General features: G+C 47.8%; 16 protein-coding genes. All 16 read right to left on the reverse strand.

From position 1 onward, the window contains the following. Window positions 1-94: 94 nt before the first annotated feature. The 16 genes from SACSAC_RS01755 to hemH all read right to left on the reverse strand — a co-directional run bounded on the left by SACSAC_RS01755 (window position 95) and on the right by hemH (window position 15965). Window positions 95-487, reverse strand: coding sequence for a DUF6979 family protein (locus SACSAC_RS01755; RefSeq protein ID WP_037282836.1), 393 nt, complete (start codon window positions 485-487; stop codon window positions 95-97). Window positions 488-612: 125 nt separating this feature from the next. Beyond that, window positions 613-1137 carry a GNAT family N-acetyltransferase gene (locus tag SACSAC_RS01760; protein WP_037282838.1) on the reverse strand — a complete coding sequence of 175 codons (525 nt, stop codon included), beginning with the start codon at window positions 1135-1137 and terminating at the stop codon, window positions 613-615. A gap of 32 nt (window positions 1138-1169) precedes the next feature. Further along, window positions 1170-1721, reverse strand: coding sequence for a hypothetical protein (locus tag SACSAC_RS26685; RefSeq protein WP_156950926.1), 552 nt, complete (start codon window positions 1719-1721; stop codon window positions 1170-1172). Window positions 1722-1907: 186 nt separating this feature from the next. Next, a complete protein-coding gene (locus tag SACSAC_RS01770; RefSeq protein ID WP_037282842.1) occupies window positions 1908-2309 on the reverse strand; it encodes a DUF4279 domain-containing protein in 402 nt (133 codons plus the stop codon). 155 nt (window positions 2310-2464) lie between these two features. Then, on the reverse strand, window positions 2465-3439 hold the full coding sequence (locus SACSAC_RS01775; protein ID WP_051506790.1) for a hypothetical protein: 975 nt from the start codon (window positions 3437-3439) through the stop codon (window positions 2465-2467). Between the two features lie 241 nt (window positions 3440-3680). Then, window positions 3681-4565 (reverse strand): Kiwa anti-phage protein KwaB-like domain-containing protein, encoded by an 885-nt coding sequence (locus tag SACSAC_RS26690; RefSeq protein WP_051506791.1) that lies wholly within the window; start codon window positions 4563-4565, stop codon window positions 3681-3683. Between the two features lie 4 nt (window positions 4566-4569). Further along, window positions 4570-5070: a hypothetical protein gene (locus tag SACSAC_RS01785; RefSeq protein WP_051506792.1), complete on the reverse strand. Its 501-nt coding sequence runs from the start codon at window positions 5068-5070 to the stop codon at window positions 4570-4572. Between the two features lie 271 nt (window positions 5071-5341). Next, on the reverse strand, window positions 5342-6238 hold the full coding sequence (locus tag SACSAC_RS01790; RefSeq protein WP_037282844.1) for a restriction endonuclease: 897 nt from the start codon (window positions 6236-6238) through the stop codon (window positions 5342-5344). A 312-nt stretch (window positions 6239-6550) separates the two neighbouring features. Then, window positions 6551-8521, reverse strand: a complete 1971-nt coding sequence (locus SACSAC_RS01795) for an ABC-F family ATP-binding cassette domain-containing protein (protein WP_037282846.1) — start codon at window positions 8519-8521, stop codon at window positions 6551-6553. 90 nt (window positions 8522-8611) lie between these two features. Beyond that, window positions 8612-9187: a TetR/AcrR family transcriptional regulator gene (locus SACSAC_RS01800; RefSeq protein ID WP_037282848.1), complete on the reverse strand. Its 576-nt coding sequence runs from the start codon at window positions 9185-9187 to the stop codon at window positions 8612-8614. Continuing rightward, window positions 9184-10005, reverse strand: coding sequence for a DUF92 domain-containing protein (locus SACSAC_RS01805; RefSeq protein ID WP_037282850.1), 822 nt, complete (start codon window positions 10003-10005; stop codon window positions 9184-9186). The genes SACSAC_RS01800 and SACSAC_RS01805 overlap by 4 nt, the downstream gene beginning before the upstream one ends. A gap of 42 nt (window positions 10006-10047) precedes the next feature. Then, complete coding sequence (locus tag SACSAC_RS01810; protein ID WP_037282853.1) at window positions 10048-10668, reverse strand: fumarylacetoacetate hydrolase family protein; 621 nt, start codon at window positions 10666-10668, stop codon at window positions 10048-10050. 29 nt (window positions 10669-10697) lie between these two features. Next, window positions 10698-11474, reverse strand: a complete 777-nt coding sequence (locus tag SACSAC_RS01815; protein ID WP_084777869.1) for a glycerophosphodiester phosphodiesterase — start codon at window positions 11472-11474, stop codon at window positions 10698-10700. Window positions 11475-11728: 254 nt separating this feature from the next. Further along, window positions 11729-13324: a CapA family protein gene (locus tag SACSAC_RS01820; RefSeq protein ID WP_037282856.1), complete on the reverse strand. Its 1596-nt coding sequence runs from the start codon at window positions 13322-13324 to the stop codon at window positions 11729-11731. A 267-nt stretch (window positions 13325-13591) separates the two neighbouring features. Continuing rightward, a complete protein-coding gene (gene hemG / locus SACSAC_RS01825; RefSeq protein ID WP_037282860.1) occupies window positions 13592-15019 on the reverse strand; it encodes a protoporphyrinogen oxidase in 1428 nt (475 codons plus the stop codon). Further along, window positions 15012-15965 (reverse strand): ferrochelatase, encoded by a 954-nt coding sequence (gene hemH, locus SACSAC_RS01830; RefSeq protein ID WP_037282862.1) that lies wholly within the window; start codon window positions 15963-15965, stop codon window positions 15012-15014. Before hemH ends, hemG begins: the two co-directional genes overlap by 8 nt. Between the last annotated feature and the right edge of the window lie 117 nt (window positions 15966-16082).

Genomic DNA, 16082 nt, shown 5'->3' on the forward strand with positions numbered 1-16082 from the left:
TTCGTTCCTCTCGATTTGGCATTTATATTTTCTTTTGCAAGACTTGTTCTTCTTTCGGTGTTACGCGATGCAGTTATTGTCTTTGAACTAACCTTCAAATCTGTATGTAGTCCCTTTTCCAAAGTGCTTCTAATACATCGAGTTGATAGTTATGAGAGATTCTATTCCCTTCAGTAACCTGATTCCAAAGCTCTTTTTTGTTATTCAATAAATCAGGTTGTTCCTTAATTATGCTTGCAGCTTTTACTACATATCTTTTATTCTTTGAATCTCTTTTTGAATTATAAACCCCTGAAGAAATACCTTTTATATAACCTTCTTCGCATAAACCGAGAAACGCGTTTTTAGGGCATCCTTTTTTGGCTCCCCAAGTTCCTTCACCAAATACTTCTGCCGTGGCAATCTCCCAAGCTTCAATAGGTGAATGACAGAGATCCTTATGCATTATCTCTACAGCTTTGATAGCTGCTTGATTATACTTACTCATATAATTCTTCTCCTTAGATGATCTCTAATTTGCTTCTATAAATGCTTCGCATAACTTCTCTCGCATTCACGAACCCTCACCACCTTAACAAGCCCTTTGAGAGTTAGATGACTCTTATCTTACTCTCAAATATTCTTTATCCAGTATCTCTTAATGACATTGCCATCTTCTTCAATGAAATCAGAATCCGGCTTCCCGCCGTTTTTGATAATTGTTTTTTCAGATCCTATGTTGCCCGCATCACAGACCACTAAAACATCTTTTACACCTAGTCTCTTTGCCTCAATAAGAGAAAGTTCTAACAGAATTGTCGCGAGACCTTTTTGACGTTCAGATGGACGGATGCCGTAACCGATATGACCACCCGCATTAAACAAATGTTCGGTAAGCCGATGTCTGATATTAACTGCACCCAATACTCTATTGTAATCATTCACCAGCCAAAATGTTGAATCTGACACCCATCCCTCTGGCAGTCCGATCCCCTTCTCACTATCCGATAGCGATTTCAACATCCCTTGGAAATCTCTTGGATCTTTACTAATGACCCAAGGAACCATGTCTTCACCTGATTCTTTCCATTCTTGATAAAAAGGTAAGTACTCATTTTTTAGTTCTAATCGAGGTTTAACTAATTTTAAATTATTCATATTTGATGTCCTCTATGAAATGCCTTCAGATTCTAGTGACTTTCTTCATTTTCTTCTTTGTAAAAACATTCTCCATTCTTGCATCCATAGGTAATTTTTGAGCCAAAGTCTTCGTAATAGATGATTTCATTAAAATCAGAAGGCGGTGTTTCTCTAATTTTCTCTAACAAAGCTTTTGCGGACTCTATTGCATTGGGTTGATTTTCCTTTTGATCGTAACCGATCGCAGGCCCTGAAGGACCATCATAAACCATAAAATGCCACTTGCTTGTATCATTACTTACTTCAATTACGTAGTGGTAGGCATCTTCAGCATTATCTGATTGATATAACGGTTCGCCAAACAAAGTAAGAAGCGATCCTCTAAACCTCGCACTTTCTTCACCTTCATAAATGCCGGGATCAAGAAATTTCGAGAATCCTAATGTTAAATCTTCAGAAATAGCTTTGTAGGTATACACTTCATTTAGCTCCCCTTTCAAAGGATTATCATTTATTGAATTACCTTGTTCGAGATTCTTACGTGTATGATCCGAACAGCCTAATAAAACCACCAAAATCAATACAGTTATTAATTTGTACATGTTCATCCTTTCTAGAAGTGAGTAAGCTTTATAACAATTCCTCATTGATTTCAGTTAACGTTCCTGTATTCATGACTCGATGTATGTTGGATGTCCAGAGAATACCGGGCCAAGGAAAAATGTTTGCAGAGTGAATATTATGTTAGCTGATGTCCTGCTCTTCTTTGAGTCTTCTCGCATCAGGTCTTAACTATAAAGGTATAAGTCAAAATCAATTTCCGCCCCCAGATCATAAATAAACTTTATTGTGTCTTTATTTAGATACATGGCAGGCTTTATATTGTTCTCAATATTAATGACGACTTCAAATTTACATTCAAGATTGTTTTGTTTAATTAACTGTACGATTTGATCTTTTTGATCTTGAATTAGACCCTTAATTTTATCGATCTGATCATTGATATCAAAAGACTCTTCATATTCTGTAGCTATTTCCCAACATGTTTCCTTACGAACTAGATCTTTTCGTATCGGATCGCCTTTAAACCATGTTCTTGTAGGAGTAATTAAAAGTGTTTGGGTCAGAATTTTCGGGTCAAATTGTTCTCCAAATATACTGAATTCAACTTTTACATTCGTTCTTTCCATCCTGAGTTGCTCCTCGAATTATATGTTTAGCAGGATTTCACTTAACGTTCCTGTATTCACGACTCGACGCATGTCGAGCATGCGGCGAATGCCGGATCAAGGACGAATGTCCGCAGCGTGAATATATTGTTAGCCGATGTTAGTTTTCTTCTAATTCACAAACCTAATCTAAAATCTTCAATTTTCTGTTTAATAACTTCTTCTGGGTTATTCCCATTCTTTTTTAGCATAAGCATTTGTTCAAAATCTGTATCATTTATAAAAATAATCAGTTTGCTATGTGCCATCCAAATCTCTCTTTGGGTATGAATTGCAGATTCTTTCGGTTCTGTTCTTAAAGCTATGATTCCAAACATTCCAGGGCCATAATCTTTTAAATAGTTTGCCATCTGTAATACACAACCTTTGTCCACTTTGGTTGAATAATTTTTCGCGTCAACTATAATATAATCTGCTCTGTATCTACCTCTTAAATATTTCCAATATCCTTCATCACAATAGTTAGCCATGATAATGTCTCTTCTATTGGCCCTTATATGATCCGAAAGTTCGATAATCGGTTTACCTAAATTAGGACAAAAAAGGTGCTCAAGTATGTTAGCACAGATTTTCTGATAAGCCATCCAGTGCCTATTCCCTTTTGAACAGTTATTCAATTGTATTAATAATTCATCCTCTTCTGTTTTGCTAAATAACTCATTTTTTTCAAATAATCTTTTTAATTCTTCTGATGTTGACTTTCTTATCTGCGAATGAAATATTTTTGACAATTCATCAATGTCCCATACTGTCAACCAATCTTGTTCACCTAATTTGCTTTTTTGCTTTGATGAGAGTTCTCCTGGAAATGCTAAAACAATTTTATATTTAGATGATTTATACACAGATAACTGTTTTAAGACTTGTTCTAATCTATTCATTGAGAAAATAGGGCTTACTTTACACTGGATTAAAACCTTTTTTCCTCGATACTCTGCAGCAATGTCAATCCCATAATTTCCATGCACTTGACTTTCCATCACTACATTACTGAAATCCAGATGCTCTTTCATCATATTTGCCAATTCATATTGAAATATGTATCCAGTTAGAGCACTTACAGCATTATAATTTCGATTTGGTTCCATCATTAATTATCCCCTATACTTTTGAATGAACTTTAAACTAATTTCGGCTAACGTTCCCGTATTCACGACCCGGCGTATGTCGGTCCAAGGACGAATGTCCGCAGCGTGAATATTATGTTATACGTAGTTACGTTACCTAATCTTGATCTAATTTCATCATTAATTTTTGTTTAATCTTCTGCAAGATTAATTAAAGACCCGATTAAATCGAGTCTTTAATTAATAGGTTCACTACACCCTTATTTTATCTATATTTTCTTTTTGAATTAGTTAAATACGTCGTATTAGACAAAGCACCTTTATATATTTCTTCATCCAAAAATCTTAGGACATCTTTTAATTCCTTTTTATCTTGAGGTAAGATTAAGCTTTCTTGTTCTCCATCCTTCCCTGACCTTAGATCAATATTCAGCCCATAAGTTGCAGCACGTTCACGAATTTGAGCAGGCGTATAATTAATAAAAGTTTCTGAATCCTTAATTAATGCTACTTTTCTTCTCACCCAACTATCAGCATGTTGAAGAAAATGATCTTTGCTTTCAAGTGTGATTAAATCGCTTTGAATAAATTCATTAATATCGGCATCTGTCGCTTCACGATAATGATTCGATAAATCAAAAATTTGTCTGGCTGTAAAAAAAGATTTAAAAAACAAATCACCATCTTTATAAATACAATCAATTTTCTCTAAAATATTGATTCCAAACCCCTTTAAAAGTTCAAAAGTACCGCTGCTGTGGAATAAACTTATCCCCTTATTTGCTATATACTGCGTTTTATTAAACTTTTGAAATACAATCATCTTTGCATCTGTTGTGCCTGTAAAAATCGAAATGATTTTCGAAGCGTCTTCAGAATTCGATTTTAATTCATCAATTGAAGTAGGTTCTCTAAGAGCTGAACAAATTTCTTCTGAAACTTGAAAGTTTGAGATTTGGTGTATTTCTCCTTCGTCTGTCTTATAACTTCCGTCAAACGGAACAACATCAAAATTCAATAGATTTTCTACCTCTTTAATGAACATAGAAGTTAGTTCTTGTTGAGCATCTCGATCCAGTTTAATTCGATTTATATATAAATCATCCTCTTCATTTCGAACCATCACAAAAAAGCTAGCATTTTTGAACATATTATCACTCCTCCTCAGTATCCAGCACAATATAATCAGTTAGCTGTATCACACTTTTTATTGCTTTTGTGTTTTTAAGGCTTTTTTTAGTTATTAATAAATAAGTGATGTTCTCTGCAGTTGATACTTCGTAAAAATGGTACCCTAGTAAAGATAAGAGGGGATTGAAATGATAAGCATTAGTGCCCCAAATAACAATAAAAAAGATAAACATTATAAACAATAAAATTTGTCCATTTACTTTGTCAGTTCCTAATGAAAGAAAAGGAAGCAAATAAGCCACTAAAAAACCGACCACTTCACCATCTGTCACTTTTATTGAATTTATAGGAAAGTTTATAACCTCTAGTTTCTCTTTAGCAATTTTTATTATTTGAATACAACCTATCAACAATATAACTATTAATAATGTAATCAATGAAATTAAAGTAAGTGAACCGCCTCGTACCCACACAACAAACGCATATGTTAATAAAATTGGGGAGAATGAGGTCAGCACTAACATCGCTTTAGCTAATCTATTTATACGAATCACCTCCTATCAAATTTTATGGATAATATAATTTTACCTACTGTGATCTTGAACGCAAATAAAGGTGACTTGAATTCTCTTTTCATATTTAAATGCTATTCACATATTTCGAAATAAAAATTAGCTATATTTTATGAAAGTTCAAAGTAATTACGTATAACGTTCCTGTATTCACGACTCGGCGTATGCCGGGTGTCCGACGAATGTCGGACCAAGGACGAAAGTCCGCAGCGTGAATATTATGTTATCTGAAGTCGTTCTTTTCTTTGTCGTTTTTATTTATACGTTCTTTTATGACTCCATTAGAAAATATAGTTTTTATTTTCCCTTGCTCTATATATTCAATTACTCCTATTAATTCTTTGGTGTAGTCAATCTCAATGGTTTCTATAGCAGGAGGCGCTATAGAGTATTCGACTTGATACTCTTTTAATTTCATTCGTAAATTGTTGTAGCTAATAAATGCCTCTTCAAATGCTTCTACTTTAGTAAATTCACCGTACTGTTCATTTTCAGACAACGTTAATCTATTCATTAAGTCATTGATAGAGTATCTGTCATCATTAACTATATCTTCAATTATAATTTCAGTACTCGTCCCAGAAACTTCGATCGGTTTAGTGACATCCAAATCTGTATTTTTTTCTAACCATTCTTTATCAACTACTGGGCTAAAAGTTTTAATGATTGCTGGAGACTTAATATAAAGGCGCATATCAATCTTCCTTATTAAAGGTGTACCGTTCGCGCTTAACCAGTCAGAGTTGTTTTGTTCTCTAACAATCAGTAAACTGATTTTATTTTGCTCCGCCTTTTTTTTAGCTCCTGACTGATAACCCTTTTTAGTAGCAAAAACTAATTTTAAATCAGGAATATCTCTAGCTTTTCCAACCAAAGAATCAATTTTATCAATTGAAATATCAGAATTATAATCTTTGCATTCAATAATTGTTTTATAAACCAATCCTGCAAGCTCATATTCCCAGTAAATATCGAACTGTCTTTCGATTCCCCAGTTATCTTTAATCAGTTTATTGACTTCTACTTTAATATTTTTTTTGGCAGTAAATTCATCTGAGTCAAGAAGTGCTTGTTGCAACTTAGCAACAAATAATTCATATTCTCTACCTGTATTTTTCATTTAAATTCTCCTGAATTTATTATTTGTTTACGATTTCAGATAACGTCTTATTCATAAACTTCGCTTCCACCATTTCATTTATAGTATTCACGAATTTCGTATATCTAGCACTCTTCCGATTATTCACGACCCTCTTTTTCTTCTATACCTTCTCCCAATGCCTAATCGCTTACTTTTTCCATTTTAGCATCGTTAGGGAAATTTGGATATAAAGTTTCGCAGCAAAAAGAGGCCTTAAGATGGATAACCATCTCAAGACCTCAATCCTTTATGCCTAAACTTATTCTCTATCCGGCTTACTCTCGACGAAAATCAGCCTTTCCCCGCCTCGATCTGCTCCGCTAGTTCATTCAAATAGGTCCAACGCTCCATCAGCTCTTCCAGCTTCGCTTCCGCTGCTGCCTGCTGCTGCATCAGCTCCTGAAGCTTCGCGGAATCGCTGGCTGAGCGCTCCATCTCAGCGGCGATGTCCTCGATCTTCTTCTCGGCCGCTTCGATCGTCTCGTCGATCGAGTCGTACTCGCGCTGTTCGTTATACGTAAACTTCGCTTTTTTCGCGGCAGGAGCGGGAGCGGCGTTATCGGCAGTAGCCGTGTTAGCTGCACCGTTACTTTTTCCAGTATCGGAAGAGCCTTTAGCCGACGCGCCAGCCCCTTTCCCGCCTTCCGAAAACCCGTCCTTCAACGAGCCTCCACCCGTACGTTCCATATACTCGCTGTAATTCCCCGCGTGAATCGCTACTTTCCCGCCGCCTTCAAAAGCAAACAGCTTATCGCACACCCGGTCCAGGAAGTAGCGATCGTGGGATACGGTAATCATGACGCCCGGGAAATCGTCCAGATAATCTTCCAGCACCGTCAACGTCTGAATATCCAGATCGTTTGTCGGCTCGTCGAGCAGCAGGACGTTCGGCGCGGCGATCAGGATGCGCAGCAGGTACAGCCGACGGCGCTCGCCGCCGGACAGCTTGCCGATCGGCGTCCACTGGGCGGTCGGCGTAAACAGGAAGCGTTCCAGCATCTGCGACGCGGTCACGGTGCCTTCTTCCGTTTTCACCGTCTCGGCCGCTTCTTTGATATAGTCGATCGCCCGCATGCTCGGGTCCATCTCGGCGGCTTCCTGACGGAAGTAGCCGACGCGGACGGTGGAGCCTTTATCCACGGTGCCGCTGTCCGGTTCCAGGTCACCCGCGATCAGATTAAGTAAGGTGGATTTGCCGCGTCCGTTCGGGCCGACGATACCGATCCGGTCGCCCGGGACGGTCATGTAGGTCAGGTCGTCGATCAGCAGGCGTCCGGCCATCGACTTGCCGACGTGGTCGAGTTCAAGCACTTTGCGGCCCAAACGTGCGGATAACGTCGCCATTTCCATATCGCCGGCTTTTTGCTGCGGCTTGTCGTCTTGAAGCTGTTCAAAACGGTCGATCCGCGCTTTCTGCTTGGTCGAACGGGCTTTCGCGCCGCGACGGATCCAGGCCAGCTCTTTGCGCAGCAGGTTTTGCCGTTTGTCTTCGGTCGCCGCTTCGCGTTCTTCGCGTTCCGCCTTCAATTCGAGGAAACGGGAATAGTTTGCGGTGTAGCGATGCATTTTTCCGTAATCCAGTTCCAGCATGACGTCCGCGACCCGATCCAGGAAGTAGCGATCGTGCGTCACCATGAGCAGTGCGCCGCGGCGTTTTTTCAAGTAGGTTTCCAGCCATTCCACCGATTCCGAATCGATATGGTTGGTCGGCTCGTCCAGGATCAGCAGTTCGGACGGCTGCACCAACGCCGCCGCCAACGCGACGCGTTTGCGCTGACCGCCGGATAACGTCCCCATTTTCACGTCAAACGTATCCAGACCCAGCTTGGACAATACGCTTTTGGCTTCGCTTTCGATGCTCCATGCGTTCAGCCGATCCAGCTCTTGTCCGGCTTTGAGCAGACTCTGCTGAAGCTCATGCGAATCCGGCTCCCGTTCCAGCTTCAATGCCGTTTCGCTGTAAGCGCGCGCTGCCGCCAGCTCGTCGCCTTCGCCATGCAGAAGCTGCTGGAGCACCGTCAATTCCGGATCGAAATCCGGATTCTGCGCCAAGTAACGAATCCGCATGCCGCTGCTTTTGACCACCTGACCCGAATCCGGCTGCTCGATGCCCGCGATCACTTTCAGGAACGTCGATTTGCCGGTACCGTTCACGCCGACGACGCCGATCTTATCCTGATCTTCCATGCCGAACGAAGCTTCGTCGAACAGCACCTTTTCCCCATAGCTTTTGGATATACGTTCAACGGTCATGATATTCATCGCCGTTCAGTCCCCTTTCATGCTCACGCTCTTTTTCTATAAAAAAACGGACCCCCGCTGCCTGCGGAAGCCCGTTCGTCCTCCAAAATCTCAGTTCAATTCCCCTTCGCTGCCGCGCAGGAACAATCGGACGGTTTGATCCACCCGCAGCTCCAATTCTTCGCGCGTGAAGTCGCCTTCGAACAGAATATCCATCTTCAAGCGATCCAGCATCCCGATAAAAGCTTTGGCGTAAAAGTCCGGATCCGGCATGCCCGCTTCTTCCAGCACGTCTTTCACCGTCGCCATATAGCGGGTCAGAAATCCGTGCATCATCTTCATAAGTTCAGAGTCGTTATTAGGCGCGTGGAAAAACAGCTTGCCGTGCGACTTTCGCTCGTAATAATACTCCAGATGATGCTCGGCGACCTGTCGCAGCTTGGGCAGCAGCCCGTCCGCATGCTTGACGCGATAATTCAGGTTGCGCAAAAAGGTATCCCAATCCCGCCGAGTCACCGCAATAAATAGTTCTTCTTTGCTTTTAAAATATAAATACATCGTCCCTTTAGCGATTCCGGCATGCTCGGTAATATCCGAAATTTTGGTTTCATAGAACCCTTTTTGACCGAAAATCTCAAAGGCCGAGTCCAGAATCGCTTCATGCTTTTCCCTCTGCGCTCCGCTCATCCGAACCACCTCCCTGCCAAAACCATAATCGTCAATGCCAGCCCGCCGCCCGCGACCGAGGACAGCAGGTTTACCGCATCGTTATTCATGAAAGACCATCCGCGATAACGCGTGGTCGCCGCTCCGCAATGCGTGCGGCTTTCGACGCTTTTCCCGCATACCGGGCAGCGGTACATCACTTGCACCGTCGCGCCCAGGTACGAATCGACGAAAGCGCCGACGGTTCCGCCCAGCGCTCCCGCGGGAATCCATGCCCACCACGGCCAATCCGGTCCGCTTTTCGTCCAGAGCAGCAATACGAGCGCCGCAGTTCCGATCATGCCCGCGCCGACGACCGCAGCCGCGCTGCCGCGAAGCGACACGCCTCCGGACGTCCCCGCAGGCAGCGGCTTCCACGTCACGATCGATCGCGGCGGGCTTTTGCTCAGGCTGCCCCATTCGGTTGCCCAGGTGTCCGCGGTCACGGTCGCCATCACGCCGACGAACGCGCCGAACCAGAGCGGAGAAGGCCAGATATAGTTACCGAGACACAGCACCATGCCGATCCCGCCGTTGGCGAGCACCTGCACCGCGTCGCGCCGACCGCTTTTTTCGTACATTTGCTCGGCTTGACGCTTCTCGGCCTGCTTGACCTTGGACAATATGCTCGATGTGATAAAGAAGAGCAGCAGTAGGCCAAACCAGAACAAATCGCCCGCCCCGTAATAAATCGTGCCCATAATAATCGCCACGATCGCGCCGGATGCCGACAACGATCGTTTGGCGTAAGCGGCGCCCGCTACGAGGCAGGCGCCGACCGCTCCGATGATCCAATCCACTTGATGATACGCCTCCCGCGCGGAATCCGCCCTCGCCGTCTATTAGCCGACGGTGCAGCCGCCCCATTTTTCTTCGTTCCAGTACAGCTCCAGCACGTCGCCCGCAGCCGTCGGACCGACGCCTTCCGGCGTGCCGGTATAGATCAGGTCGCCTTCGCCGAGGCCGTAGTGCTCTCCGATGTAATCGATCAACGTTTGCAGGTCGAAAATCATGTTGGCGATGCTGCCGCGCTGCACGACTTCGCCGTTTTTGCGCAGCGAGAACCAAGCTTCGTTCAACGCGTCCAAACCCGGGAATTCAATTTCTTGCGTCAACGGAGCAGAATTTCGGAAGCCTTTGGCCGCCGTCCACGGATGCCCTTTGGCCTTAATCTTCGACTGGACGTCGCGCAGCGTGAAATCGATGCCTAGCGCGACGGAAGCGACGATGTCTTCAACTTTGATGCCCGGCTCGTACGCGCGGCCGATCCGCAGCACAAGCTCCGTCTCGAAATGAACCTCGCCCGCGTCTTGCGGCAAAGCGATCGTTCCTTCGTCCAGCGCGCAGATGGCATGGGACGGCTTCAGGAAGATCATCGGTTCGGAAGGAACGTCGTTACCCAGTTCTTCGGCATGCTTTTTATAATTGCGTCCTACGCAGTACACGTTATTAACAGCGATCATTGAAAATCCCCACCTTCATCAATTTTGAGTTAAAAAGGCATCCAGCGACGCCACAGCGCCCGTTCGCGGATCTCCGGCAGCTTGAGCGCGAGCAGCCAGCGATCCGGGCGATTCGTGCAGATCATCAGATCCGGGTGCATGGAGCCGAGCTCGCGCATGCGGCGAATATGATCCACCGTCCAGACCATAACGTCGATGCCGCGTTCAATTATCGAGCGGACGAACGCCGCATCCACTTTTCCATGCGCGATCGATAACAGCGTGCAACCGCACTCTTGCAGCCGCTGCTCCAAATCCGGAGGACGATGATCGATAATCAATCCGCGGCGCACACCCGGTGCGAGAGCACGGACTTCAAGCAGCGCTTCCCGTATAAAAGAGGTCAAGATCACATCCTGCTCCATCTTGCGCAGCGCGACCTCTTTCAGCACGGCCGCCGCAAGTCCCGTATAGCTGTCCGCTTTGGCTTTCAGTTCGATGTTGACCTTCAATCGTCCGCGAACCTCGTCCAGCAGCTCGCCGAGCGTCGGAATCCGTTCTCCGGCATACCAGCGGGATTTCCAACGCCCGGCGTCCATTTTTTTCAGCTCGGCCAATGTATGATCGCGGACGATGCCGCTACCTCCCGCCGTACGGCCGAGCGTAAAGTCATGGATGACCACCGGCACGCCGTCGCTCGACAGCTGAACGTCGATTTCGATCCAGTCCACTTCTTTGATCTTCATCGCCAGCCGCATCGCGGCCAGCGTATTTTCAGGCGCCGCGCCCGAGAATCCCCGGTGCGCGACGCAGCGATTATTCAACATCCGATTATTCATCTCCCGCGAACATTTAACCGAATACCTTAGTACCTTGACCGCATCAAATCTAAGGTTTGCGTTCATCGGAAACCCGCACGCTTCAAGCGGGTTTTCGAGGGGCGTAAACTAACATATTAAGCGGTCAAGGTACTAGTACTCTGTATCACTCAAATAGTAGGTTTACGTTTGGCCGAAACGCACATGGGTCTAGTGCGTTTCGGACGAGCGTAACCGTACATTCATCTGATACAGAGTACTTGTCAATTCGCACGAACCTGTCCGTCGGCATCGATCCGCACGCCGGGCGACAGATTATCGATACGCTTCAGCAGCTTCTGCGCATCCGCCTTCTGCATCGGAACCGGACGACCCAGCTCGGCCCAATACGGAACCAGCTTCATCGAGCAATCGCCGTTTTTGCTGCACTCCGCCTGGAAAACGCCGGTCTCCCACGTCTTGGCCGTCGCGGATTTCGTAAAAATAAAGTTGCCGGTTCCGTATGCGATCCACTTGCCTTTGTACTGCTCGAAGCCTTGCAGCACGTGCGCGTGACCGCCGATAATCAGATCCGCTCCGGCGTCAATCATGGCGTGCGCCAATGTTTTCTGATTTTCGTCGGGCATATCGACTCGTTCTTTGCCCCAGTGCGCGATCGCGACCACGACATCCGCGTTTTTGCGAGCTTCCGCTACGGCTCGGGCGGCGGCTTTCGGATCGTAGGCGCTTGCCGCGCCGGGATGATCCGGGCCCGCGGCCCAATTCGTTTCCGGAAGCACGCGGCTGACGCCGACGATCGCGATTTTGATGCCTTTGCGTTCGACATAGACCGGAGCATAAGCGGCCGAAGCGTCTTTGCCTGCCCCGACATGCGCGATGCCTGCTTTGTCCAGGTGCTTGATCGTATCCAATAACCCTTTGATTCCCTGATCGAGCGTATGGTTGTTCGCCAGATTGACGACATCCACGCCCGCATCCTTCAAAGGACCAAGCGCCTTCGGCGACGACTTGAATACGAATGATTTATCCGCACCCGTCGTGCTCAGCGCCGTAACCGGCGTTTCAAGGTTTATAACCGTCAAATCGTCGTTTTTAAACCGTTTTTGCACATAAGTGTACGGGTATGCGTAGCCTTCCTGCTCTAACAGCGACTGTACCTTGCCGGAAAAAATCACGTCTCCGGCAAAAGTGAGATTAACGACCTTGCCACTGTCGGTCTTGGACGAAGCCGCGACGTCTTGCGGCTCGGGAACAGCCGTCGCCTCGAAGTCGGCAGCCTGGTCTTCGGTTTCCGTCCCAGACGAAACGTCTTCGTCCTGCGGCTGAGCATCGCCTGCATCGTCAGCACGCAACTCGTCGGCCAGGTCGCCTGCCGACGGCACGGCCGCGCCTATGGCGGAACCGGCGGTCAGAGGCGGATTCCCGTCTTCGGAATCCGCTTCGCCGCCGCTTGGCAGCGCGTCTCCGGCCTCGTCTTCGGCCGGAGACTCCACGTCCGGCTGCGTATCCGTGCCGGACGGCTCTTCCGGATCGGCTGCATCGCTGCCGGTCTGCTCCTCCCCGGCCGCCGCTCCGGAAGCGGCCGGCTCTTGGCCCTCGGACGATAATTCCTCGTCCGCCAAGCCCGGCTCTTCCGCGATCCCGGCCGCGGAAGCCAGCGCAGATTCATTCTGCGCGGCTGCCGCGCGCAAAGCCGCAGCCGTGCTGGCTTCTCTAGCAGCATGTTCGCGCGCATACACCAGCGCGCCGCCTGCAACCACCAATATCGCCAATATCATATTAACCGTCAACAATACCCGGCGCTTTCGCTTCCGGGCTTTTTGGGTTCGAGTGCTTCTCGAACGCGGGGAATCATTCAAGACGTGGAATCTCCTTCAGCTTATTCGGGCATTTCTCAAAACGTACAACCGATATCGAAAACTATTCTTCATTATAGCAGGTTATCCGGCAGAAGGAGAATAAGCGCCCGCAAAAACGAAAAAAGCCGCCTCCTTATCCTGAAGATAACGGAAACGGCTTGCGCCTGATTTTCATTTTCGGGAATAAAACCAGACGCTTTTCGCAAAACAAACAGCTTTTTGCTCGTTGTCTCAATCTACTGCTCGTTTACGTTCGCCTTCTGCCTCTCACACCGCAGACATCGCCGGAACCGCGCTCGCCATTTCCGTCGAAATCTCTTTCGCCTGACGGATACAATCCGGCAAACCTACACCGTCGTAACCGGCTCCGGCAATATAGACCCCCGGCAGTTCTTTCGCCATTTGCTCACGCAAATTGGCGATTTGCTGCTTGTGACCTACCGGGTACTGCGGCATGGAGTTGTTCAAGCGCGTCACTTCGGTGAACAGCGGCTGTGCATCGATATCCATCAGATCCAGAATGTCTTTGCGAACCAACTCCACCAGCCCGGCGTCATCCTGTTTCAACGCTTCCTGCTCGCCGGCCCGTCCTACGTAACATCGCATCAGCACTTTATCGTCCGCGCTGGTGTGCAGCCACTTGGTCGATGTCCAGGTGCAGGCGGTAATCGTACGTTTTTCTTTGCGCGGAACCAGGAAGCCCGATCCGTCGAAGGTCGTTCGGATATCCTTTTTATCAAAGGCCAACACGACGTTCGCCACCGACACGTAATTTATCGCATCCAGCGCCGACGCGTCCACGTGAGGCGACAGCAGCCTCGATGTGGCAAAAGTCGGCGTAGTCGCCACGATAGAGTCCGCCGCAAGCAGACTTCCGTCCTCCAACTCCACGTTGTAGCCGCCTTCGGGCCGCTTGCGGATCGAAGAAGCTCCCGTGTTCAATCGCAGATCGACCGTTCCCGACAATTCCGTAATCAAAGCATGAATCAGACTTTGCAGTCCCTGGCGGAAAGTCAGGAACATGCTTTTTTTCGTCCCGGTATGCGTCTCGACAGGCTTGCGTCCCGTCATCATGCCTCGGATCAGGCTGCCGTGTTCGCGTTCGACGGCGCCGAACTGCGGAAACGTCGATTCCAGGCTCAAGCTGCGCGTATCGCCTGCGTAAATGCCCGCAAGCAGCGGTTCGGTCACGTTTTCCAATACTTCGTGCCCCAGCCTGCGCTCGATGAAGTCGCCCAACGATTCGTCTTCCTCGCTCCGGCGCGGCGGCAGCACGTAATCCATCAACGCACGCAGTTTGCCCACGGGCGAGACCAGTTTGCTTGCGAGAAACGGCTTGATTTGCGTCGGAATGCCAAGCACGAGTCCCGAAGGCATCTCGTGCAGCTTACCTTTATGCAGCAGGTAAGTTTTTTTGGCATCCGGGTTGGTCGTCACCAGATCATGATCGATCTCAAGGTCTTTTGCCAGGTCGACCATCGCCGTCTTGCGTGCCAGGAACGAATCCGGGCCTTTTTCAATAACGAAGCCTTCCTTGTGCAATGTCTCGATCTTCCCGCCCCATGTATTCCCTTTTTCCAGCACGGTCACGTTCGGCTCAAAGCCCGCTTCGCGCAGGAAGTTCCGGGTGTAAAAGGCGGCGCTAAGGCCCGTAAGGCCTCCGCCGATGATGACGACGTTACGCTGTTCAGCCATGAACCAGCGCCCCTTTTTTGCATTCGGTCACGATACAGTCGGCTATCGTCTGCATGTACAGCGGATCGGTGTTCAGCGAATCGATGCGCATCAGGCGAACATCTAGCTCCGCGGCCACTTCCTGCGCTTCAATATCGAGATCGTACAACACTTCCAGGTGATCCGATACGAAGCCGAGCGGCGATACGAGCATGTAACGAACTTCTTTTTCCGACAGCTCTTTCATCGTATCCAGCACGTCCGGACCGAGCCAAGGCTCTGCCGTGCGTCCCGCGCTCTGCCACGTGAACTGCCAGTTGGTCACGCCTGCCGCAGCCGCGACCGCTTCGGACGTTTCCAGCAGCTGGTCGCGGTACGGATCGCCGATCGACAAGATGCGTTCCGGCAGACTGTGCGCGCTGAACAGCACCTTGACCTCGTCGCGCGGCGCGCCACTTTCCACGAACGCGTCCAGCTTGGCTGACACGCGCTTCGAGAACGCTTCGATCAGTTTCGGATGCAGATGGTAGCTTTCGACAAAACTCATCTTGACTCCGGCTTCTTCCGCCGTTTCCTTCGCGCGCTTGATGTAGCTGCCCACGCTCATCGTCGAGTAATGCGGAGCCAGTACGATACCGATCGCTTCGGTAATCCCGTCGGCCGCCATATTCCGCACGCCGTCTTCGATAAACGGATGCGCATGCTTCAATCCTTGATAACACACGAATTCCGCATCCGGCAGATTTTGCGCGTTCAACTCGGCCTGAATGCCTTCGACCTGACGGTCGGTATTTTCGCGCAGCGGGAACACGCCGCCCACGATCGCTTCGTAGCGGTCTTTCAGTTCTTTGAGCTGCTCAGGCGCGGGCGGGTTGCCTCTGCGGATATGGGTGTAGTACGCTTCGACGTCGTCCAGACTTTTTGGCGTTCCGTAAGACATGACGAGTACTCCGATTTTTTTCTTCAACTTGATTTCCCCTCTCTTGCCATGATAGGAGTCGGCTTCGGCCGCTCCAAGTCCGATCTTTTATACGTTAACGTTTTTTGAAGCGCGAAAAGCCGCCTTGGAGCGGATTTTCGCCTT

This window comes from Saccharibacillus sacchari DSM 19268, from assembly GCF_000585395.1.
In the GTDB taxonomy this organism is placed as follows: Bacteria; Bacillota; Bacilli; order Paenibacillales; family Paenibacillaceae; genus Saccharibacillus; species Saccharibacillus sacchari.